Origin of the sequence: Coraliomargarita algicola (genome assembly GCF_033878955.1) — a bacterium.
GTDB lineage: Bacteria > Verrucomicrobiota > Verrucomicrobiia > Opitutales > Coraliomargaritaceae > Thalassobacterium > Thalassobacterium algicola.
In genome coordinates, this window is sequence record NZ_CP138858.1 from 4531893 (window position 1) to 4556211 (window position 24319).

The 24319-nt window shown below is 51.6% G+C and carries 18 protein-coding genes; 14 read left to right on the top strand and 4 right to left on the bottom strand.

Annotation, left to right across the window (positions count from 1 at the left end; all coding sequences use genetic code 11):
• Positions 1-9 precede the first annotated feature (9 nt).
• The 4 genes from SH580_RS18695 to SH580_RS18710 form a co-directional block, all read right to left on the bottom strand.
• Positions 10-804 carry a MotA/TolQ/ExbB proton channel family protein gene (locus SH580_RS18695; RefSeq protein ID WP_319832332.1) on the bottom strand — a complete coding sequence of 265 codons (795 nt, stop codon included), beginning with the start codon at positions 802-804 and terminating at the stop codon, positions 10-12.
• Between the two features lie 57 nt (positions 805-861).
• Entirely contained in the window at positions 862-1959 is a 1098-nt protein-coding gene (locus SH580_RS18700) for a tetratricopeptide repeat protein (RefSeq protein WP_319832333.1), read from the bottom strand.
• Between the two features lie 29 nt (positions 1960-1988).
• Entirely contained in the window at positions 1989-5012 is a 3024-nt protein-coding gene (locus tag SH580_RS18705; protein WP_319835023.1) for a tetratricopeptide repeat protein, read from the bottom strand.
• A 144-nt stretch (positions 5013-5156) separates the two neighbouring features.
• Positions 5157-7088, bottom strand: coding sequence for an ABC-F family ATP-binding cassette domain-containing protein (locus SH580_RS18710; protein WP_319832334.1), 1932 nt, complete (start codon positions 7086-7088; stop codon positions 5157-5159).
• 64 nt (positions 7089-7152) lie between these two features.
• On the opposite strand from SH580_RS18710, the gene SH580_RS18715 reads away from it, so the two are divergent.
• The 14 genes from SH580_RS18715 (at position 7153) to SH580_RS18780 (ending at position 24279) form a co-directional block, all read left to right on the top strand.
• Positions 7153-7710: a YIP1 family protein gene (locus SH580_RS18715; RefSeq protein WP_319832335.1), complete on the top strand. Its 558-nt coding sequence runs from the start codon at positions 7153-7155 to the stop codon at positions 7708-7710.
• A 12-nt stretch (positions 7711-7722) separates the two neighbouring features.
• Positions 7723-9381, top strand: a complete 1659-nt coding sequence (gene recN, locus SH580_RS18720) for a DNA repair protein RecN (RefSeq protein WP_319832336.1) — start codon at positions 7723-7725, stop codon at positions 9379-9381.
• A 68-nt stretch (positions 9382-9449) separates the two neighbouring features.
• Positions 9450-11285, top strand: coding sequence for an RHS repeat protein (locus tag SH580_RS18725; RefSeq protein WP_319832337.1), 1836 nt, complete (start codon positions 9450-9452; stop codon positions 11283-11285).
• Complete coding sequence (locus SH580_RS18730; RefSeq protein WP_319832338.1) at positions 11286-11897, top strand: hypothetical protein; 612 nt, start codon at positions 11286-11288, stop codon at positions 11895-11897.
• A 189-nt stretch (positions 11898-12086) separates the two neighbouring features.
• The gene (locus tag SH580_RS18735; RefSeq protein WP_319832339.1) at positions 12087-15071 is read left to right on the top strand and encodes an RHS repeat-associated core domain-containing protein; all 2985 of its coding nucleotides are present in this window, start codon (positions 12087-12089) and stop codon (positions 15069-15071) included.
• A gap of 368 nt (positions 15072-15439) precedes the next feature.
• Positions 15440-15874: a hypothetical protein gene (locus tag SH580_RS18740; protein ID WP_319832340.1), complete on the top strand. Its 435-nt coding sequence runs from the start codon at positions 15440-15442 to the stop codon at positions 15872-15874.
• Between the two features lie 15 nt (positions 15875-15889).
• The gene (locus SH580_RS18745; protein ID WP_319832341.1) at positions 15890-16867 is read left to right on the top strand and encodes a transposase; all 978 of its coding nucleotides are present in this window, start codon (positions 15890-15892) and stop codon (positions 16865-16867) included.
• 212 nt (positions 16868-17079) lie between these two features.
• On the top strand, positions 17080-17238 hold the full coding sequence (locus SH580_RS18750; protein WP_319832342.1) for a hypothetical protein: 159 nt from the start codon (positions 17080-17082) through the stop codon (positions 17236-17238).
• A gap of 270 nt (positions 17239-17508) precedes the next feature.
• Complete coding sequence (locus SH580_RS18755) at positions 17509-18051, top strand: DMP19 family protein (protein WP_319832343.1); 543 nt, start codon at positions 17509-17511, stop codon at positions 18049-18051.
• Between the two features lie 257 nt (positions 18052-18308).
• On the top strand, positions 18309-18440 hold the full coding sequence (locus tag SH580_RS18760; RefSeq protein WP_319832344.1) for a hypothetical protein: 132 nt from the start codon (positions 18309-18311) through the stop codon (positions 18438-18440).
• 52 nt (positions 18441-18492) lie between these two features.
• Positions 18493-19743 (top strand): DUF6786 family protein, encoded by a 1251-nt coding sequence (locus SH580_RS18765; RefSeq protein WP_319832345.1) that lies wholly within the window; start codon positions 18493-18495, stop codon positions 19741-19743.
• Positions 19744-19942: 199 nt separating this feature from the next.
• Positions 19943-20716 (top strand): hypothetical protein, encoded by a 774-nt coding sequence (locus SH580_RS18770; RefSeq protein ID WP_319832346.1) that lies wholly within the window; start codon positions 19943-19945, stop codon positions 20714-20716.
• 145 nt (positions 20717-20861) lie between these two features.
• Positions 20862-21527 (top strand): polysaccharide deacetylase family protein, encoded by a 666-nt coding sequence (locus SH580_RS18775; protein WP_319832347.1) that lies wholly within the window; start codon positions 20862-20864, stop codon positions 21525-21527.
• A gap of 121 nt (positions 21528-21648) precedes the next feature.
• Positions 21649-24279 (top strand): GH116 family glycosyl-hydrolase, encoded by a 2631-nt coding sequence (locus SH580_RS18780; RefSeq protein ID WP_319832348.1) that lies wholly within the window; start codon positions 21649-21651, stop codon positions 24277-24279.
• The last annotated feature ends 40 nt before the right edge of the window (positions 24280-24319 follow it).

Here is a 24319-nt window from a genome sequence, read left to right on the forward strand (position 1 = left end):
AGAGAGTGATTAGGCGCGGTTGTTAATCGCCTTATTCAGAGTGAATTGTAGGTCACCAACGACGCGTCCGATACGGGAAGTGATCTTGCCGTAGCGATTCTTGAAAAAGAAGAAGAAGAACATCGCAGGAATACCGACGATCATCCCGGTGGCCGTGGTGATCAGAGCTTCCGAAATGTTACCAGCCAGCGCTTGAGCACTACCTGCACCTTCAGCTTCGATCACGTTGAAGGCTTTCACCATACCGGAAACGGTTCCGAGTAGTCCGACCATGGGAGAGAGTGAACCCACCACGGAGAGATAGTTGATCAAGACGAAGGGGCCTGCCAATTCTTCGGCACTGGATTCTTCGATGGCTTCCTTCACTTGCTCGGAGTCGTAGTTGTTGATGTCTACGCGGTTCATGCCGGAGTCAATAATGTTGGTGACTGGCGATGGGTTTTCCTGGCAAATGCTCTTCGCCTTTTCGATATCGAGGTTTTGCAGTGCTTCATCGATCTGAGTCGTGGCTGCTGAGTTGAGAATCGGCTCTGGGCGCACGGCCATGAAGTTATACACGATCAAGCCAAAGCCTCCGATGGATAGCATTGTGAGGGGATACATTGCCCAACCACCTGCTTTATACATATCGATGAGTGATTTTTCTTGGGGGCCTGCATCCTCGGCAGCAGCTTCAGAATCGGTAGCTTCTGTTTGCGCGGCGTCTTGTGCGCTCAGTGGCTGTGTGAGCACCCACTGTGTGGCAATGGCAAACAGTGCAATGGCAAAGAAGGTGGGGAGGAGGCGTAACTTAGGTGTTTTCATGATTATAGATTAAAATAAGTGATTTGTTTGAAATGTTGGGTTCGGTTGGAAGGAAAATTATTCAGATGGTTGAGGTTTGGGGAGCTTCGCTAAGGAGCCCTCTGCGCTCTGTGCCCAGGGGGATTCTGGGTAAAGGATCACGATTTCTGTCCAAACATTGCGTGCGGCTAGATTATCTTCTGAGCGTGCGTAGCAGTCGCCGATGAGGTAAAGCATTTCCGGCACCCAGACGTATGAAGTTTGGGCACGCACAAAACCACGTGTCAGCAGGTCGAGTGCTCGGCCGTAGTCGCCACTACTGTGGGCGCGTGAGCCTTGCAATAACTTGTAGAGAGAGAATAGACGCTCGTTGGGCTCAGGCTCTTCGAGTGCATCGATCATCGGGGTGGCCTCGTCGACTCGGTCGGCGAGCACTAGGCTGTAGGCGAGCCACATTTGCACGTTCTTCTTTACGTCGTCCGGTACGACTGTCTCGATTTGACGATAGAGTGGAATCACGGCCTCGTATTTGCCAGCTGCTCTAAGTGCATCGGCGGCATCCACGATGGGGCGGATGTTGACGGCATACTGCCCATCCACTGGGATGATTTTTGTCATGTTGGCGGCTGCATCGAAGTCGCCCTCCGCTAGGTAGGCATTCATCAGTGCGATCGCACTTTCGCTGTATTTGAGACCGACCTTATCGAGTTCGATCCGGTTGAGCAGATCGTAGGCTTCGTTGAATTCTTTAGCTTGAATCAGGGTATCAATTAAGGTGCGGACCGGAACATGCAGTTGTGTGAAACTCTCAGGGACTGCATGGAACTTGATCAGCGGGTATGCTTTAGGGCGTAATAGGGTGAGTGCGCCGGTGAAGTTGCCACTATTGATCATGCGGTTGATCTCGGGCATGGCGGAGTTGTCCAGGCGCAGGCTTTGCACCATGGATTCGCTGACGGGCAGAGATACTTCGCCTACGCCGCCTTCGAGCTCTGCGACCAGCATGTCGTCCTTGTAGGCTACAAACTTCAGTGTTTGGCTGGAACCGTTGTTGTTCTGCTGAATTAATACGGGCTCGTTACCGTAATCGATCCAATAGGGATTGATCTCTTGAGCGGTGGCTGCGGTTTGAGCCAAGGCAATTGTGAGCAGTAGGGTGGAAATGCGCTTCATCATGGTGCGTCGGTGTCGGGATGGGGCAAAGATCATACTTGAAGCTCCTTTAGTTTAGCTTTGATCGCTTCCAGGATTTCTTCGGGGGCACTGGCCGGGAGTTCCTTGATCGCTTCTTGTAGAGTATTGATGGCATCTTGCTTTTCTCCCATACCGATCAAGGCATCTGCGTCGGAGAGGTAGGCGCGTGCGCTCCATTCTGGCAAGTGGGGGTAACCTAAAAAGGTGCGCTCAAAGAAACCATGAGCTTCTGGGTAGGCTTTTTCTGCCATGTAGGATTCGCCGATCTGTTGCAAGGCTTGTGCGTGCAGCACACCGCGCCATTCGGGAACACGTAGTATGTATTGATATTTTTCGCGAGCTTGGCTGCCGCGCCCCATTTCACTGAGCAACTCTCCCTGGCGTAACATGACCGCGGGAATCTTGGGCGAGCCGGGGAATTGTGTGACGATTTGCTCCAAATAACCAAGTGCGTCGGATCGATCACCTTTTTCTGCGGTGACATCGGCCAAGCGCATGAAGGCGACAATCGTGGTGTCGTCGGTCGGGTAGTTGATCAAGATTTGATTCCAAGCATCTTCAGCGAAAGAGAGGCGTTTGTTACGCTCATAATCGGCGATGTATAAAATGGCACGAGGCGTGAGGCTTTGGATCAATGCGAGATCGTAGCGTTGGCTTGGGTCGATTTCCACTCCGAGGCGATATAGCCCCATCAGCATACGTGTTTCACTGATAAAATCTTTTTCAGCCTTCGCTTTGATCAATAGCTTCTTGAAGTATTCTTCCGGTTGTTCGCTCGGGTATCGCTCCAGTTGTGTGCGGTATGGAGTTATATAATCTTTAATCGGACTGAGATCTTCGAGCAGGTCGGCGGTGAAGTCGGGATCATTGCGAAGCTTATTATAGAGCGTCTGATCGAGTTCGGGGGTGACGTAGAAGTGCTCAAACAAGAAGCCACGGTCAGTCACGATCTTTTTGCGGAACTCGAGGTCGTTTTCAAGCTGGTCGAAGAAGGCGACCGTGCGCGTGATGACTGTTTTATTTTGGCTATACTTTTCTGCGTAACCTTCGATCAGGGCGTCGACTCCACTGTTGTCGGGCACCTTTGCGTATTTTTCGATGTTTTCGCGATAGAGCGCGAGCATTTCGACTGGACGCATGAGGTATTCGTAGGCGAGTCCTAACTGCAGCACCGCTCGAGTGAGGTCTCCATTCTCGCCGTAACGATCGATGTAGGTTTTGAAATGTGAGGCCATTTCTTCGTAACGCCCGAGCTCTTCGAGTACGCTGCCGATACGAAAGGCGGCTCCATTATGCACATCCTGAAGTGTAGTGATTTCGTCGGCCTTGCGGAAATGTTGTAGCGCAAGTTCTAAATTGGTGGCGAGGTATTCGACCTCGCCGAGGAAGAAGTAAGCTTGGTCCAGTGCATTGCCGCGAGGGTATTTCTCTACGTAGCTGTAGAGTGTGTCGCGGGCTTCTTCGAAGCGTTGCGCATAGAAGAGTGCGGCCCCTTTACGCAATAGGCCGTCTTCGGCGTAGACGCTGCTGGGGTATTGATCTACCAAGCGTGAGAAGCTGCCGACGGCATCCTCGAATTGACTCAATTGGAGTTCGGCTAGACCGCCCCAATAGAAAATTCCGTCTTCGTAGATGCTGTTGCGGTGAGCGTTATACCATTCGGCTGCCTGATTGATCAGTTCGGCGTATTGCTGCTGTTCGATCAGGTAGCTGGCCCATTGAGCAAACAGACTGGGCCCTACGGGATCAAGTGGGCGGCTACCCAAAAAGTTGACGGCCAAGGCCATAAACTCTTCGTTTTGACCTGACTTCTTTAACTCGTTCGCCAGCGCACCCGTGACGTCGGAGTAGTAGTCGCCATTGGGGAATTTGCTGCGATACTCTCGGCCGACTTGAATGGCCGTTTCGACTTTGCCGATTTGTAGTGCATTTGAAAATGTGGCAAAATGGTAAAACTCAGCCTGAGCATCGTTTGGATTTTCGACCATCAAATCGTTAAACATCCAAAAGGCTTCGTAACGGCGGGCTGTTTTTGTGTAGTTGCGCGCGCGGCGTCCTAGAAGTTCATTACGCAGGGTGGGTAACTTGCGCAGGTGGGTTAAGTTGTTTTCCAGAGTTTTGATCTCTTGTTGCAGGCGTTCGACTTCATCGGCACCATTGCCAAATGCGATCCGTTGCTCCATGCGTGCGGTCTTGGTTTCGACTTGTGACTCGTGCCACTCGATCATGATGTCGGTGGTCTTGATCAAGTTTAGCGTGAGCGCTGCATCATTTACGCGTCCTGCGTCCACCAAGCTGTCACTGGCTTTGAGTAGTGCTACGTTGAGGCGCGGGCGGTAGCGAACTTCGGATTCCTTGGCTAGCATCGGCAGTAGCTTGATCGCATCATCCATGCGTTTGGCCTGAAAGAGCGCCTCGAAGCTGGCAGCGGCTGCCAGGGCTTGGTCGTTCGGATCGCGGGCGACATCGAGCAGTTGCCCGAAGTAGGGGAGGCCGGCTTTCAGTTGTCCAGTGCTATAATAAATCTGGGTGAGGTCCTTTAGCATTTTGGTCTGCTCTGAATAACTCAGGCGCACGTTACTATAGCCTCCGGATAGGATCTTTTGCATTAATGTAATGGCATCGTCGTTGCGATTGAGCACGCGATACACATCAATGCGCTTGAGTAGCATGTCTTTAATTTTTGGCGAATTCGGAAATTCGGCTTCCAGCTTATCATACCATTTCAGGGCCTCTTGCAGCTCTCCAGCTTGCCCGGATGATACAAATTCTTGGATGTGTCCTGTGCCGATTAGGAAGATCGGGAAGTCTAGCTTGATCTCCGAATTCTCGGTGGCTTCAACGCGTTTGACCAACTCCTTGAGCAGAGGCATTGCCTGTACCAGTTTGCCGTCTTCGACGAGGGCATTGGCTTGGGCCTGTAAACCGCTAAAACCGAGTTGACTGGCATCTTCTTCTTGAGCGGTCGCAAAATGGACCGTTCCTAGAATGAGGACAGCGGAAGTTAAACTTTTTAAAGTAAATCGAAACAGCATCACAGATGGACGGGGGGGATAAATGGTCGAAAGGGCATAAGGTTCGCTTTTCGACGTAGCTTGTAAAGCGAAAATACGTAAATACATCATGTCCGATGTTTCGGGACTTAGTTACGTAAATGCTTTGTGGACGGATCACATCACTTAGTTTATTTGACTGAGCTCCTCTGAGGCGAGTTCCCATTCATAATTTTTCTCTTCAAGATATTTGGCGATTCGAGCCGCTTTGATGTTTAATTCTTTGGCGGCAGCGGGGTCGGCGTAGGCCGTTGGATCTTCCAATTGCTTGGATAGTTCGGCTTGTTCGGCCTCGAGTTGAATGATGTCGGCTTCTACTTTGGCTACGCGAGCTTCCGCTTGTTTGCGTGCTTTGCCCGCCGCTTTACGTTCTTCGGCAGCAATGCGCCGGCGCTCTTTCGCGCTGATAGTCAGGTGGTTGCCTTCAGTCGTGGGTGCGCCGTCTGGGCGGGCATTTTTCAAGCCTGCGATGAGTCCGCTCTGTTCCGACTCGGCTCCGGACTTACGTAGGTAGTAGTCGTAGTTGCCCGCATAGTGAGTGACCTGTCCGGCTTGTATTTGAATGGTGGTCTCGGCGATGGCGCGGATGAAGTGTACGTCGTGGCTGACGAAGAGTAGCGTGCCCGAATAGTCTTTGAGTGCGCCGATTAGTGCATCGATACTTGGCATGTCCAAGTGAGTGGTCGGCTCGTCAAGTAGTAGAAAGTTTGGTGGGGCCAGTAGTAATTTTACTAGGGCTAAGCGGCTTTTTTCACCACCGCTGAGTACTTTGACCTTCTTGAAGACATCGTCGCCGCGAAATAAAAAGGCCCCCAGAATGCTGCGCACGTTTTGCTCACTGGTGCCGGAGGTGCGGTCCATCGCCTCGTCCAACACGCTGCGCTCCATGTCGAGCACTTCCACTCGTTGCTGCGAAAAGTAGCCCACCGTCACATTGTGTCCGAGTTCACGGGAGCCGGCTTGGATCGGGACCAGTTCCGCGAGGATCTTCAGCAGGGTGGATTTTCCTGCGCCATTGGGGCCGACCAGCACGGTGCGCTGGCCTTTTTCGATTTCCAAGCTGAGGTCTTCGTAAACGACATGCTCGCCGTAGGCTTGCTTGACTTGATCGAGTTGCGCGATGCGTTGGCCGCTGCGCTGTGGTTGTGGGAATTTAAAATGGATGGTATCGGCGGCACTTTCGGGCGGTGCGATGCGTTCCATCTTTTCCAGTTGTTTCATCCGTGCCTGCGCTTGGCTGGCCTTACTGGCCTTGGCGCGAAAGCGACGCACAAAGTCTTCCAAATGTGCGATTTCTCGTTGCTGATTATTATAGGCGGCCAGGTGCTGGGCTTCGCGCTCGGCTTTTTCTTTGAGATACTTTTCGTAGTTGCCGACGTAGCGATGTAATTTGCTGTGGGCGATCTCCACGATGCCATCGCAGATTGCGTTTAGAAATTCGCGGTCGTGCGAAATGGTTAGAATCGCGCCCGAGTAGCGCTTTAGCTGGTTTTGAAACCAGCCCAGAGTTTCGAGGTCCAGGTGATTGGTTGGCTCGTCCAGCATTAGCAGGTCCGGCTCCATGACCAGCAGGCGAGCCAGGTGGGCGCGCATGATCCAGCCGCCACTCAAGGTCCTGGCGGGCATGTCGTAGTCCTCATGGCGGAAGGCCAGGCCCGCAAGTATGCGTTTGGCCTTGGCCTCCAGGTTGTAGCCGTCGAGCTCAACAAAGCGTTCGATCGCAGCGAGGCGTTCCGGCGCATCGGGGTCGGACACTTCGCGCAGGGTCTTGTAAATCTGGGTCATTTCCGGACTGATCGAGGTGGCCAATTCGGCGACCGTCTCATCGCCGGCGGGCGCACTTTCCTGGGGGAGAAAGCCGATCCGGGTGTCGCGTTCCAGCTCGATCTCGCCGCTGTCCGCTTCCAGTTCGCCCATAATAATGGAAAACAGAGTGGTTTTACCGGCCCCATTGGGGCCGACTAGGCCGATCCGTTCGCCGCGTAGTAGGCGTAGAGAGATGTCGGTGAAGAGAGTTTTCTGGCCGAAGCCTTTGCTGATCTGTGAAACGGTAAGCATATGTCGATAGTGCATACACAGACTTGCCTGATTCGTTTCTTCGGTCTTCCTTGCTGGCAGACTCATGACTGAACAAACCAATCCATTCTATGTGCTTACGTTCTGGTATAAGCCGGGGCAAACGATGCAAGGCCTAATTAAATCAGGCGCGGGCCACCGACTCGCTCTAGTGCTGGCGATGCTCTTCGGTTTAGTGCAAGCGGACCGTTTTTACCTGACCAATCCGGACGCGGGTATTACTTATTACGTGATCGGCGCGTTGGCCGGTCTACTGGGGCTCTATCTGTTTGCCTGGCTCTTGCGCAATTTCGGTCGCTGGTTCGGTGGGCAGGCTGCGCAGCGTGAAGTGCGGGTCGCGATCGGGCTTGGACTCTTGCCCTGGCTCTTATTGTTTACCGCTCTCATCTTCGTGTTAGGCAGTCAGCAGGATGCCGCAGCTCTAGCCAATTATTACTGGCTCTTCTTTCTGGGGTTTTTGTATGGCTATGTAATTCTACTACTTTCACTGGCTGCTGCATTACGCTTGTCTGTGTTGAAAACTTTTCTCTGTCTCATTGTTACTTTTCTGGTCAGTCTCTTTCCGCTAACATTATTTATTCAACTTGTCGCTTCAGCTCTCTAGGAACCGTCACCAATGCTTCAACATATTCGCATCAAGAATCTCGCGCTACTCGAAGAAGTTACCCTTGAGTTTGAGTCTGGCTTTACGTCTGTTACTGGCGAGACCGGCGCAGGTAAAAGCGTGCTCCTGGGAGCCTTGGGCCTGCTTTCCGGCGCGCGCACCGATAAGGGCATGATTCGCCAAGGCCAAGACTTGCTCGAAGTCGAAGCGGCGCTTTATTTCGCGGATGCCGAGGTGATTGATGGCTTGCTTGAGAGTGTCGGCTTGCCCGTCTGTGAGGACGGTGTATTGCTTTTGCAGCGTAGCGTACATCGCAAAAAGATTCCGCGCATTCAAGTCAATGGCAGCATGGCTACCTTGGCGCAGCTGCAAGTGCTCGGCGAATCGTGGATCGACTTCCACGGCCCCGGGGAGCCGCAAAAACTCTTCCAAGAAAAGCGCCAACTCGAAATGCTCGATACTTACGCGGGCAATACCAAGGCACTCATCACCTTTGCCGAAGAATACGCCAACTGGCGTAGTGCCCTGCGTGAGATCGAAGCCCTCGAAACAGGGGACCGTCTCGATGCCGATGAGCTGGAGTTTGTACGCCAACAAATTAAAAAAATCGATGCCGTCGATGTCAGCGAAGAGTCTATCGAGGAACTCGAGCGTGACTATACCCGCATGTCCAGCGCTCAGGAACTGGTCGGCCTCGCTTCCGCTTGTTCCGAAGGACTGATCGGGGAGCAAAGTATCAACGATCAGTTGGGCGCTGTGCTCTTGCGACTCGAAGAGTTGGTCGAATTGGACGAAGGCTCACAGCCGCTACTTGAGCGCGCGCGCAGCCTACAACTCGAACTCCAGGATCTCGGTGAAGAGGTCGGCCAGCTGGCTGGAGATTTCGACTTTGATCAAGAGGCGATCGAGGCGGCCACCGAGCGCATGAGCCTCTGGCAAGAACTGCGCCGAAAATACGGCGGCAGTGTCGAAGCCGTCCTATCCAAGCGTGAGGAGCTCGCACAAAAAATAGCCATCCAGGGAGACCTCGATGGCGTGCTGACCCAAAAACGCAAAGCCGCCGCCGCACTCGAAGCCGAGCTGCGCAAGCAAGCCGCCAAGTTGACCATTGGACGCAAGCAAGCCGCCAAGACCCTCGCCCAAAAAGCGGCCGATTTATTGCAAGCCCTCGGCTTTAAAAAAGCGCGGCTAGAGATCAAGCTCATCGCCGATACCAAACTGCACGAACACGGCGACAGTCATTGCCAATTCCTCTTTGCCCCCAACGCTGGGCAGGACCTACAGCCGCTCAATAAAATCGCCTCCAGCGGTGAGACCGCCCGGGTCATGCTCGCACTCAAAACCGTGCTGGCCGAGGCCGATGCCACGCCGCTGCTCGTCTTCGACGAAGTCGATGCCAACGTCGGCGGCGAAGTCGGCCGCGCCGTCGGGGCTGAGCTCGCCCGTCTGGCTAAGAAACACCAGGTCCTCTGCGTCACCCACCTGCCGCAAGTGGCTTCGCTGGCACACAATCATTACGTCGTCACCAAATCGCAGGACGAAAATTCAACCGCCGTCACCATTGCCCCGCTCGGGGACAGTCGCGAGGCTCGCCTCGAAGAGCTCGCTCGCATGCTAGGCGACCGCAAGTCCGCCTCCGCCAGAGCGCACGCCGAAGAGTTGCTCGGGTGAGTGTCAGATTCTTGAGTAATGTAAGTGTGCTTAGTTGTGTCGGGGTTTGAAGGAGTCATCATTTTTCTTTGCTTAACGGCAATCTAGCGAGCCTGAGCTACAGCAACGGAGTCATCCACAACTGGAGTTACGATAGTCAAAATCGTTTAAAAGACCTGACTGTTCGTAATGCAGCCTTCACAACGCTCAATTCCTATGCCTATACTCTGCAAGCATCCGGCCATCGCACAGAAGTGGTTGAGAATACCGGCAGAACCGTGGGCTACACACTAGACAATCAATACCGCTTAACGCAGGAGACCATCTCCGGCGACAGCAACCCGCGACTCAACGGCACCAGCGATTGGGCATACGACCTAGTCGGCAACCGGCTCACACAACAGAGCGATCTCGACAATGTCTTCAACGCCGCCGAAACCTACAGCGACAACAACTGGCTCGACAGCGACGTTTACGACTCGAATGGGAATACTACATCCTCCGAAGCCTTTGGCGAAGGGGGACAGCAAGCGTCCGTTATCCTCAACGACCACTACGACTGGCGCAACCGCCTGATCCGCCGTGACGAAGCGCGACAGCGCGTAGATGGTAGAACCGGAGGTTCTGTCCGAAGGACGCCGCAAGCGGGTGCCCTTTGGGCGGCTCAGGCGCAAAAATCCGACGGCACCATCATCGAGATCGTCTACGACGGTTTCGGCGACCGAGTCAAGAAGACCGTTTCAGGTCTCAGCTCTCAGCCCTCAGCCTTCGAAACCACCTGGTTCCTAGTAGATCGAAATAACCTCACCGGCTACGCACAAGTCGTCGAAGAGATCGGGCAGGGCGATGAGCTCCAAGTCATCTACAGCTACGGCCTCGACCTGATCAGCCAAGATCGTCGCCAGAATGCCCTGAGCGGAGTCGAAGGGGACGACGATGGCAGCGGAAACTTCACCCAAAGCTTCTATCTCTACGATGGCCTCGGCACTGTCCGCGCCCTCGCCGATATCAATGGCGCGATCACCGATACCTACACCTACGACGCTTGGGGTGTGATCCTCTCCACTTCCCACTCTTCACTCCCCACTGTAAACAGCTACCTGTTTACTGGCGAGCAATGGGACGCTGACTTGGAGATGATGTTCCTACGCGCCCGCTATTTGAACTTGAGCACGGGGCGTTTTCACACCATGGACACGTTCGAAGGTGTCACGACGGATCCGGTTACGCTGCATAAATACCTATATGCCAATGCTGCGCCGCATCAGTTTACTGATCCGAGTGGGAAAATGACACTTGCTGAAATTGGTATAGCAGCTGGAATCGGCGGAATCATTAACGCATCATTAGGTGCCGTATTCAATTTTGCAGCAGGCAAAGAACAAACGCTGATCAAAGATTTCTTTGTTGGTGCAGCACTCGCTCCTGTCGGTGGGCCAATGGCCAAACTACTCGGAAAGATCGGGTTACCACTGATCAAGAGATTCTTGGGGATGGTTGGACGAGTGCCTAACTTGACGTTAGTTAGTGGCTCAAGTGCTCAGAAGTTGCTGGTTGGAGCTAGTCGTAACTTTTTTAGCACGATAAAATCTTATCCAAAGGTTGATTCGACTTTGCTAGGAAAAATGCTTAAAGCTGTATTCCCTAAAGTTAAGTGGGAACAACATCACGTTTGGATCCAGCAGGCATGGTCTAGAACAGGAGGTCCCGGGCGAATCTTTGCCGATGATGCAATCAATGAAGGGTTAAGACGAATGGGAAATAGCTATCTGAACCTTCTTCCGATTCCACGTGGACTCAACGGTGCTTTGGGGCGAAACGCTGCACGTGGCGGAGCCTACACTGAGTATTTTGCTACGGCTTTCTATTCTTTCTTAGTGTATGGAAATGGCCAAACAGCACTCTACCTAAACTCTGTGTTTTAAATGAACGGAAACTACAGACAGCTAAAGCCTTCGGAACTTAAAGAGCTTAGCTCTTTCGTGTCTCCTGCTACTAATTTAATTCGTTGGATTTTATTTTTGATCCTTTTTCTTCCAGGTGCATTTTTATTATTTAAGCTGAATGTCTCGATTGCTAGTGGTGTCGCAAGTTATGCTTGGCTTGTTGTTACAGCATTTTTTGGCTTGTGGCTGTTGAAGAAGTTTAATCGTTGGTCTGGTGGAAGTGAGTTTAGATCTGCCGTTAAAAAAGATATTGCTGGATCCCAAGCGTTTGAAGAGCAGCATTTTATGAATCGTTGTGTAATGTTCGAGGAAGTTGAGGACGAAGGGCGCTCTTATCTCGTTGAAAATAGTGCAGGGATCGTCTTTTTCTTCTCCGGCCAGGAATTACCAAAGAATTTTCCTAAATTTGAGGTAACAGTGGTTAAAGCTCCGTATTCCAATCATTTGTTCAAAATTTATGCTAAAGGTGATGTGGTAGAAACTAAGATTGCGACAGCCAGTGTGTGGGACCAGCTGCCTAAAGCGATAACGGGTGAAACTTATGTGAAAACTAGTTTCAGGTTTGATGATATACTTCAGCAGATAACCTGATAGTTCCCGCTCCGGGCTAAGGGCTGAAAAACGGGTCAAATGTTTAAATTAAAGGACTGAAAAAGATGACATGGGAGGAGTTGCCAGTGGTGATTAATCACTAAACTGACACTTCAGCCATGAAGAATACAAAAACACTCACTTCCATATCAGATAAACAGACTGAAGCGAAAGCCGAAGTCCTCAAGCTTGGAATCGACATTCACGGCAAACGACGGGGTCAGTCCACGTTTTCTTGATTTTACTGTTTTGGACATTAGTGAGTCGCGACCCTATTTCCAGCCGTTCGACCAAGAAGGCAAACGCACCGAATTCAGTTACGACGCCCTAGGCCGCCTGATCGAAGTCCGCCAAGAACACCCAACTGACGACTGGTCAACTGGTAACTGGACAAGCACGTCTTACACTTACGACGAGGCGGGCAATCGCCTCTCCGAGACCGATGCCGAAGGGCACACAACCCGCTTCGAGTACGACAACATGGGGCGTCGCACTAAGCGCGTCCTCCCAGAGGGCGAAGAAGAGAGCTATCTCTACAACGCATGGGGCGAGCTCGAAACACGCATCGATTTTAACGGGCACGTCACCTCTTACACCTACGACGTCATGAGCCGTCTCCTCACCGAGCGCGCCGATGCCACTGCCTACCCATCTGAGGTCGGCATCACCTACACTTATGATGCCCTCGGCCGCATCCAGACCATGACCGATGCTTCCGGGCTCACGGCAAACGACGGGGTCAGTCCACGTTTTCTTGATTTTACTGTTTTGGACATTAGTGAGTCGCGACCCTATTTCCAGCCGTTCGACCAAGAAGGCAAACGCACCGAATTCAGTTACGACGCCCTAGGCCGCCTGATCGAAGTCCGCCAAGAACACCCAACTGACGACTGGTCAACTGGTAACTGGACAAGCACGTCTTACACTTACGACGAGGCGGGCAATCGTCTCTCCGAGACCGACGCCGAAAGTAATACCACCCGCTTCGAATACGACAACATGGGCCGTCGCACCAAGCGCATCCTGCCTGAAGGCGAAGAAGAGACCTACCTCTACAACGCATGGGGCGAGCTCGAAACACGCATCGATTTTAACGGGCACGTCACCTCTTACACCTACGACGTCATGAGCCGTCTCCTCACCGAGCGCGCCGATGCTACTGCCTACCCATCTGAGGTCGGCATCACCTACACTTATGATGCCCTCGGCCGCATCCAGACCATGACCGATGCTTCCGGGCTCACCACCATGGCCTACGACGAGCGCGGCAACCTCCTCAGCAAGAGCAACGTCGCCGGCACGCTCACCTACACCTACGATGCCGCCAACAACCTCAAGTCGACCGTGTCCGACAGCACCGGCGGTCTCGATCTCGCCTACGATTACGACCGCCTCAACCGCCTCGCAACCGTCTACGACAGTGGAGCCGCGCAGCCGCCACAAGAGCACCGCTATACTTATGATGCCAACGGCAATCTAGAGAGCCTGAGCTACAGCAACGGAGTCATCCACACCTGGAGTTACGATAGTCAAAATCGTTTAAAAGACCTGACTGTTCGTAATGCAGCCTTCACAACGCTCAATTCCTATGCCTATACTCTGCAAGCATCCGGCCATCGCACAGAAGTGGTTGAGAATACCGGCAGAACCGTGGGCTACACACTCGACAACCAATATCGCTTAACGCAGGAGACCATCTCCGGCGACAGCAACCCGCGACTCAACGGCACCAGCGATTGGGCATACGACCTAGTCGGCAACCGCCTCACACAACAGAGCGATCTCGACAATGTCTTCAACGCCGCCGAAACCTACAGCGACAACAACTGGCTCGACAGCGACGTTTACGACTCGAATGGGAATACTACATCCTCCGAAGCCTTTGGCGAAGGGGGACAGCAAGCGTCCGTTATCCTCAACGACCACTACGACTGGCGCAACCGTCTGATCCGTCGCGAAAAGTCCGACGGCAGCATCATCGAGATCGTCTACGACGGTTTCGGCGACCGAGTCAAAAAGACCGTTTCAGGTCTCAGCTCTCAGCCCTCAGCCTTCGAAACCACCTGGTTCCTAGTAGATCGAAATAATCTCACCGGTTACGCACAAGTCGTCGAAGAGGTCGGGCAGGGCAATGAGCTCCAAGTCATCTACAGCTACGGCCTCGACCTCATCAGCCAAGATCGTCGCCAGAATGCCCTGAGCGGAGTCGAAGGGGACGACGATGGCAGCGGAAACTTCACCCAAAGCTTCTATCTCTACGATGGCCTCGGCACCGTCCGCGCCCTCGCCGATAGCAATGGCGCGATCACCGATACCTACACCTACGACGCTTGGGGTGTGATCCTCTCCACTTCCCACTCTTCACTCCCCACTGTAAACAGCTACCTGTTTACTGGCGAGCAGTGGGATGAAGATCTAGGGATGTATTTCCTCCGTGCTCGTTATCTGAATGTGGCGACAGGGAGGTTCCACACGATGGACACCTTCGAGGGTGTTTCAACTGATCCGGTCACGCTGCACAAATACCTATATGCGAATGCCGCGCCGACTAGGTTCATAGATCCGAGTGGGAACTTTAGTCTTGGTGAAGTTTTAAAAGTCCAATGGGTTCAAAGTCTCCTTATTAATTCTGCTATTGGTGCTAGTATAAACGTTGCCTTTACGGTTTTTAGTGGAGATTTGAAAGGGAAGACACTGCTTCAAATTGGTCGTGATCTAGGCGTTAGCGGTTTAAGTGGTGCTGCACTCGGATTGGTAGGTGGCGCATCGAGTAAATTGTTCTTAAAAGCGTTTCCTCGGATATCTAATTTGTTTGTTCAAGGAGTAGTAGCTGGTGGCACTGGTGCAGGAAGTGCTCAGTCTGCCAAAGAATTGTTTGAAATATTAGTGTTGAAAAAACCAATTAGTTTCCTTGATCGAAGTGGCAGAGTAATTAGTGCCGTCGCAGTGGGTTCTTTCCTTGGTGGCTTTACATTCAACATAAAGACAGTTGCTACAAAAACTTACTCTGTTCTCGAAAGTAGAGTAGGAAGTTCTGGCGCCTATTTTGTTCCTAAAGCCTTCATTGAAGAAGCTTTCATTGATCCGCGAGGTGTAATCGCAGCGAGTGGGACAAAAGCGGTGCAAACAACCTTCAAGAATCTCCTAAATGATCTCTTTGGGTTTGAGGATTAGTGTATGAGGAAAATCGCACAATTATTAATTATAGGTTTATTTTTAGCTGCAGGCTTTCAAGGGGTAGCACACGGATTAAAAGGTGTTACATGGCTCACTCGTAATGGACTTAATGCGAATGACAGTAGCTCAGTGATTTTTCTTACTGGATTGTTTTCACTCGGAGGTATTTTTGCGTTCATTGCATCCATATACCTGATTAGGAACCGTGGCTGAAGGACAAAATGACTTTCGTATCCGCTTATAAACTACGAAGCGGGCATTCATTCGCCTCGCGGCTCTCCTCTGGTAACTCCCCCCCCATGTCATCTTTTTTGTTGGTTCTTCGTAGATTCTTGTGAAACATTATGAACTGAAAGGAGGTCCGTATGACCCTTTTGAGTTCCTACGGTGCCGCCAACAACCTCAAGTCGACCGTGTCCGGCAGCACCGGCGGTCTCGATCTCGCCTACGATTACGACCGCCTCAACCGCCTCGCAACCGTCTACGACAGTGGAGCCGCGCAGCCGCCACAAGAGCACCGCTATACTTATGATGCCAACGGCAATCTAGAGAGCCTGAGCTACAGCAACGGAGTCATCCACACCTGGAGTTACGATAGTCAAAATCGTTTAAAAGACCTGACTGTTCGTAATGCAGCCTTCACAACGCTCAATTCCTATGCCTATACTCTGCAAGCATCCGGCCATCGCACAGAAGTGGTTGAGAATACCGGCAGAACCGTGGGCTACACACTCGACGGGGCAACGACGGGGTCAGTCCACGTTTTCTTGATTTTACTGTTGATGGTTCCATGTTGTTAGTTTATGGTATTGAGAATGGCACGCAAAGTCCGGATCGAATATGCAGGCGCATTTTATCATGTGATCAACCGCGGGAACTATCGTAGTTGGATTTTCGAACCCGCCGGAGCTCGTGTGAGTTTCCTAGAATGCTTAAGTATGTGTTGTCGGGCGATGGGTTGGCGGCTTCACAGTTGGTGCTTAATGAGTAATCATTATCATCTACTGATTGAGACACCCGAACCGAATCTAGTCGAAGGGATGAAGTGGCTACAGAGCACTTTCGCGAACCGTTTCAATCGTTTTCGTAAAGCCCATGGGCATGTTTTCCAGGGGCGTTATCAGGCAATTCTTTTGGATGCTGATGCGGTAGGCCCGGTGGCTCATTACATTCATCTGAATCCGGTTCGAGCCGGTTTGGTGGATGTTGCAGATTTACAAAAATACGAGGCATCTAGTTTTAGCCAGCTTTGGCATATGAAGAAACGCTGGAGCTTTAGCGACTTTGAATGCTGCCTGGACGCCGCCGGTGGGTTGGCGGATACGCCGCGTGGTCGTCGATTGTATCGCGACTACCTCGGCTGGTTGTGTAGTGATGACTCGGAGCAAACGCGAATGGGCTTTGAAGAGATGTGCCGTGGTTGGGCTAAAGGAAGTGTCGAATTTAAGAAATCGATTCTCAAAGACCATGCCGAGGAATCGTTCAAGCGGGTGGTGGAATCGGAAGCGAAGGGAATGCGTGAGCCATTTTGGGAGAGTCTCGTCAAAAAGAATTTGAAGCATTTGGGGAAGACTCCGAAGGATCTGATTTCGGACAAAAAAGGAGCTCTTTGGAAAGTCGCTCTCGCACGCTATCTGAGAGAGCAACATTTAGTACCGAATGGATGGTTGAGTGAGAACCTGTCTATGGGCACTCCCAACTCATTGAGTAGTCAAATCAGTCGCCACCGAAAGCAGACTCATCAGGCAGAAACGCCTTGGAGGATTCTTGTTAATCAAGAAAACGTGGACTGACCCTGTGGCATTGTCGACCGTCAAATCAGTCGCCACCGAAAGCAGACTCATCAGGCAGAAACGCCTTGGAGGATTCTTGTTAATCAAGAAAACGTGGACTGACCCTGTGGCATTGTCGACCCTGTGGCATTGTCGCCAACGCAGTCAGAATACAGATTTGGACAGCACTGATCGCTATTTTGCTGATCAAATACCTCCAGTTCAAAAGCCGCATGTCCTGGGCGCTCTCAAATCTGGTCGCCCTGTTACGCTGGAACCTCTTTACGCACAGGAATCTATGGAAGTGGATCGATGATCCGTTCATGCATAGCCACCCGCCGCCAGAGGATGAGTCATACCAGACCGTTTTGGACGGCATCGCTGCAACTTAACCCAAGCATCCTAGGCATACTTCTGAAAAATCACCTCAGTCACTTCTCAACACGCTAAAAATCAAGGCATCTTGCCGAGAAATCCTCTGTTTTGGACAGCAGTGTTGTCAATCAAGAAAACGTGGACTGACCCTGTGGCATTGTCTGTTTTGGACACTAGTGTTGTCCTCTGGCATTGTCGACCCTGTGGCATTGTCTGGACTGACCCTGTGGCATTCTGCTAGAGGATTTAACTCTGGATGTAAGTAGTAGCTGATATGATCATTTGAAATGGTAGATATTGAAAAAGTATTACAAGAACGGGGGCGTGAAGAACTGTTTGGGGCGGTCGTCCGCGACTTGTTTGAGAACGTTTGCCGAGACCATGAACCGTTCGCTTTTTATTCAAAAAGAATGTCCGAAGGTGAGAGGATGGTGATCTTAATCTGGTCCCTCAGTTGTGAGGCGGCGAATGGTGGAATTCGCCAATTCTTAAGCAATGACTCAGGGAATGATTTCGATGAGACCTACGTTCACTTAGTGAGAATTGGAGCTGACGAACAAGTTGCTGCTCTAGACCGAGTTTCGAATCGAGTGTTTGGTGGTGCAGTTCCCAGTGACAGAGAAAGCCGACGTCAACTATTATGGAACTTTTGTGGTGAGGACGATAGTGATCCTGACTGGGAACGGAAGGAGAATGAAGCCGAAGTGTTTTTTGATGAGGTCGATGAGGTTTTCGGCTGGTGTGAAGCAGTCAAAGAAATGGCCACCGATTTTATCATTCAAAATCAGAAAGATTTCCACAGGAATTACCCTGATGCACCGGCTAGTTAGCGGGTGTCGACGTGTATGGATCGGTAAGTGCAACGAATTGACAGCCTCTCGCCTGGGACGGGTCTCATAGAGGAGACATTAGGTGAATCGTAGTGTTTCACTCGCGCCTGGCAACTCCTCCCATGTCATCTTTTTTCGCACAAGTGTTGAATGCCCCCATTTTTTTAGATCGATCACGTATCTGCGTAATATTCGGTTTGCGAGCGCTGTGTTAGTATGCACTATTAGGTCTAATAGAATCTACCCCTGATTATCTTATGCCCCTTCTCTATCAAGTGAGTTCATATAGTTTACGGATGCTTTGGCTCTGGAGTTTTTTCTGGGGGGAGCAAGCTTCTGCCGACGATGTGCCAGCGCATTTATATTTTGAAGACCCGGGACATACCTAATGTCAGTGATAGACTCACCATACAGACTTTGATACTATCTAAGATAATAATTATGAGAAAATTAAACACATTTATCATCAGCACGTTGGGAGTCGCTGGCTTATTCACTGTGGGCTGTAATACCACATCTATGAGTGGTGACGGGGCCTTTGCGGATGATTTGGCATTTATGAAGGAACATACTTCTATTGTGACTTTGAGCCAGGGAGATGCTGCTGTTGCGGTTGCGCCGGAGTATCAGGGCCGTGTGATGACTAGTACGTATGATTTCAAGTCTGGGCCCAGCTTCGGATGGATCAATCGCCCTGTGATTGAGCGGGGCTTGATGTCTGAAGCAGAAGCGAAGGGGAAATTGGAGCAACATATTTATATTTTCGGTGGAGAGGAACGTTTTTGGTTGGGGCCGGAAGGGGGACAGTATGCCTTGTATTTTAAGCCTGGAGATCGGTTTGAATTTGCAGATTGGAAAACGCCTGCGGTGATCGATACGGAGCCTTTCGAATTGGTCGAGCGGACCGAGACCAGCGCCCGCTTTCGCAAGGACACAGAGCTAATGAATTTCAGTGGAACTGTGTTTAAGATGGCTATCGAGCGCACAGTCAGCTTGATCGATGCCTCGGAAGCGGGGGAGCTACTGGGAGTTGATTTACCCGAGGGGGTTAGGCTGGTCGCTTATGAGACGGATAACCGGATTACCAATACCGGGGAGCAGGCTTGGCAGGCGGAAACTGGCTTGCCCTCTATTTGGATTTTGGGCATGTATAATCCCTCTCCTGAGACTACGGTCGTGATCCCGTTTAAGCAGGGAGGCGAGCAAGCGCTGGGACCACGGGTGAATGATAGTTATTTTGGCAAGGTGCCCGAAGATTATTTACGTGTTGAACGTCAAAAACTCTTTTTTAAAGGGGATGGAACACGCCGCGGCAAGATTGGTATCAGCCCTCTGCGTTCTAAGGGAATCGCTGGTAGTTATGATGCTGCGGGGCAGGTCTTGAATCTTGTCACCTATAACGTGCAGGATGCGCCTAATGGCTATGTTAATTCTATGTGGGAAATTCAAGATGAGCCTTATGCTGGCGATGTTATTAATTCTTATAACGATGGTTCGCCTGAACCGGGTGTTGCACCATTAGGTCCATTCTATGAATTGGAGACTTCTTCGCCCGCGGCGGCTCTGAAACCGGGTGAAACGATGCGTCATGTGCAACGCACCTTTCATATCCAAGGCGCGGAAGCAGATTTGGATCCACTCGCCGCGCGTTTGCTAGGGGCGAAGTTAGATGCTATTAAGCAGGCTTTTTAGGCGTTAGTTATATCTGTAATTACTGCTTTTGGCATGAGAATCATGTGTATGCATCATTCTCATGCCATTTCTTTAATGGTAAGTTGTTGTTCGAGTTTCGACTCGTCCACTCTCTAAGTCCTGAGACTTAGTCGCCCTTAAATTTACCCCGCATTCATAGAAATCATCGTTAGGTGTTTTGATTGAATGTTTACTAGTTATGAAGCAGTTGACTGTTATTTTTTGTTATATTCTTACCTTTGTCAGTTTGACTGGAGGGGAGTTGGTTGAGTTAAGCAGCAAGGATGGGCGTACTATGCAGGCGTCAATTGATGGCTATCGGCCTGACGAAAAAGAGGTGGCTGTGCGTGTGAATGGCACGGGCAGTGTGATTCGCTTTAGTACGGACCTATTGGATGCGGCATCGGTCAAGAAGGTCCAAGACTGGTATCGTTCCTATGCGGTCGCTCGTTTATTGCGTTTTGATATTGAGCGCGTCCCTGGTGACGGAGATACCTGCTATTACACTATTGAAATTTCAAATCCGACGAATGCTCCCATTGCCGGTTTGAGGGCAGAGTATTTGATTCCGGTTAAAGAAAGGCATCAAGTGGTCAAGAAGCAGCCGCAGAACTCTGGTGGCAAGGGTAAGAATAAGAACAAAAACAAGAATAAGAATCAAAAAGTGCAGTATGATACTGTAGAAACTCGTTCGGTTAAATCAGGGAAAATTGATCTTTCGAATATCCCAGCGCGTGGTGAGTTAGTCGTAGAATCCGAGCGGATTGTGATTGAGACCACACAGACGGCGGCTAGCACTGGTAGTCAAGGGAGGGGCAAGGGGAATCAGAACCAGGGGGCTAATAAGCCGTTAAGGAATCGTCATTCGGTTGAGGGAATACTTTTGAAAATCTATTCGGGAAATAGCTTACTACAAGAGGTCGAATCAAAGCACGGTCTTAGCCAAATGATTGAGCGCTACCGTGGCGGATGAAGTTGAACTGGAGCGCTGTCGCGATCTCCAAGTTTTGTGCCAACTGTAGTTAGCCATTTTTTGCTTTTTCCACTAAGTGGGTCCGTGAATGAAATATGGTAAATATATAATTTACTGATTCATATTGGCGCGTATAGTAACTCGAATGTCTATTCGAGTTGTGCAATGCTGGGACGATGGTGTGGTTGACGACATTCGTTTAACCGAACTCTTACGCAAGCATGGAGCCAAGGCTAGCTTTAACCTTAATTTCGGGCATCATACGGCTATGCGACGCACGGGGTGGAAGTATGAGGGTGTTAAAGAAGTCTGGTGTTTGGCGCGTTCGGAACTGATCTCAGTCTATGAGGGCTTCACGATCGCCAATCATGGCTATAGGCATGTGCCGCCTGCACGTTCGACGCTGGAAGAGGCGCGTGAAGACATACGAAAGGGGCGAGACTCTTTGGAACAGCACTTTGGCTGTCCGGTATTGGGGTATGCCTATCCGGGCGGTAGCTTTGACGAAGCGACAATGGCACTGGTCCGGGAAGCCGGTCACATTTACGGTCGAGTGGGCCGTTGGGTCGACCAAGTCTTTCCTCCTAAGGACCCGATGTCGTTCTTTCCCAGTTGCGATTTCAAAGACGATGATTTTTTAACTAAATTTGAGAGCGTTCAGCAGCGAGGCGGTGTCTTTTATTTCATGGGGCATAGCTATCAATTTATGAATGAAGCAGATTGGGAGGAATTTGAAAGAAGACTGGAATATTTAAACGCCGCTGGGGTCGAGTGGGTGGAGCTTCCTGATTTGTTTGCCAGTCGGGCATAGTGGGCCCAGTTTGACGGGAGAATATTTGTATACCCTGACTAACGAGGACAGCTTTACTCGAATATTTTCACTGATATAAGTGATAGTCGCTCTTCACGAATTGCTCTATAATGGCTGGTAAATGGATACACTTAATACCCCTTCGGTCGCCCAGAGTAGTCGACGTGATTTTATTAAAGCCTCTGGTTTAACTGCCGCCATGTTAATGGTCGGACGGATGAATGTGATGGCCGGTCCTTTTGAGGCGAAGGACTTCGACAAAATTATACCGGCGGATAAGAAGCTGAGTGCTGACTGGATCAAGAGCCTCTACGCACGTGGACAAGCCACCACAGTGAAGGCGGGCAAGGTGGATTATATCGGCATGCCGATCAATGGTATGGGCACCGGGCAGGTCTATCTGAGTGGCGACGGCGAGCTGTGGTGCTGGAATCTGACCGCGGAGAAAGACAAGAAGCACACTCCCAAGGGGCTCCGTTATATGAAACCCGATATGGCTCAGGCGCCTTCTGGGCAGGGCTTCGCGGTGAAAGTTAATGGCAAAGTGCACACGCTGGATTCGGCGGGCTTTCGCGATGTGACTTTTACCAATCAATACCCGATGGCGCAGGTGGACTATGCGGACGAGGCGATTCCGGTGGGGGTGCAGTTGGAGGCCTATACACCTTTCATTCCTTTGAACCGTGACGAGTCCAGCTATCCGGTCATTGTCATGCGTTATACGGTGACAAATCATTCCGCCAAGACGCAGGAAGTCGGCATCGCGGGCTGGATCGAAAATCTCTGGGCCGGCAAGGGGGCCACGCAGAGTGTCTATCGTCCGCTTGAGGACATTGCGACAGTCGAGTGCTCGAGCGCGGGCAAGAATGGCAATGCCGTCGCACTTGGCGTTTTTGGTCAAGCGGCCGCAGACTTTGTTGAGGTCAATCAAGCGAAACCGGGGGCCGAAGCGGCCTTTACGGTGGGGAACTCTGACACCGAAGGGACGAGCCGCGCAGCCTCGATCGGTCGTCAGCTCAGCTTGAAGCCCGGCGAATCGCAGACGGTCTCTTTTGCCGTTTCCTGGCGGATTCCTCAGGTAAACTACGGCGTCGGTTTTGGTAAAAAGACCGCCCCCGGAAGCTATCACTATGCGACGCAGTGGCCGACTGCGGCGGATGCGGCGGCGCAAGTCGCGAGTCGTGAAACGGAGCTCTATGGCACCACCAAGCAATGGACCGATACCTGGTATGATTCCAGCCTGCCGTATTGGTTCTTGGAGCGCGCCTTTATCCCAATCGACTGCATGCAGACTCAGATGGTGCAGCGTGTCTATGCCAAGGGAGAGACAGAGGATATTTACAACATGGAAGAGGGGGTGCGCTGTTGTCCGGGCAACTGTACCCACGTGTGGAATTACGCGCAAGGGCTCGCGCGAATCTTTCCCGAGATCGAGCGCGAATGCCGCGATCGCATCGAGTATGGCCGAGGCTTCGATCCGAAGAATGGTATGATCTTTTTCCGCTATTCCATGAAGGATGGCGCGAGAGGGCGCGACGACGCGCTCGATGGCACCTGCGGCACCATTATTCGTGTGCTGCGTGAGAGTCAAATGACGACTGACTACAGCTTCCTCGCCAGCATTTGGGATCGGGTGAAGCTTTCGATGGACTTTGTCATTAAGGAATGGGATGCCGATGAAGACGGGATTCTCTCTGGCGCCCAGCACAATACACTGGACGAACCTTGGTACGGCAAGGTGCCTTGGTTGATCAACGTCTACCACGCCGCGCTCAAGGCTTCGGCGGTGATGGCGCGTCAGATGGATCAGCCGGCAGTCGCGGAGCGCTATGAGCGAATCGTCGCCAAGGGCGCACCGAAGATGGTGAAAGAGCTGTGGAATGAGGAATTCGGCTACTTCGTGCATATTCCGCCACAGGATGAGACTCAAATGCACGGCTCGACTAACGGTTGCCACATCGACCAAGTGCTCGGGGACAGCTGGTTGTATGAAATCGGACTCGATCCGATCTTGCCACGGGAGAAGACACGCAAGGCCTTACAGGCACTCTGGAAGTATAACTTTACGCCCGATGTTGGAGCCTTTCGCAAAGTGATGACGAACGGCCGTTGGTATGCCGGACCCGGTGATGCGGGCTTGGTCATGACTAGTTTTCCACATGGCAAAATTGAGCCAAAGAGCGGTAACGAAAATTACGCCGGCTACCTGAACGAATGTATGACAGGCTTCGAGTGGCAGGTCGCCGCGCACATGTTGCGGGAAGATATGATCGAAGAGGCCATGGCGATTGGTAAAGCGATCTACGACCGCTACTCGGCGGATAAGCGCAATCCCTACAACGAAATCGAATGCTCGGATCACTACTCACGTGCCATGGCCAGTTATGGCACTTACTTGGCTGCCTGTGGATATCGCTACGATGGTCCCGAAGCGAAGTTGGGCTTTGGGCCGAAATTGAGTCCGGAAGATTTCAAGGCCGCCTTCACGACCGCCGAAGGCTGGGGCCGCTTCACGCAGAAGGTGGAGGGAGGCCAGCAGAACGCTGTGCTCGAAGTCGGCTACGGTCGTTTGCACTTGAAGGAGTTTAGCTTGGATCAAGTCAAGGGCACGAAGGCGCAGAGTGCGACGGTTGCTGTAAACGGTCAGCCCGTGGAGGCGCGTTTTCAGATGGTGGACGGTTGCTACGTTTTGAAATTTGAATCAGGCATCACCATCCAGAAGGGAGAAAGCTTACAGGTCTCGCTGGTTTAAGAGATTTGTATTCTTTAATGATGCAGTGCTTTGTCCATGC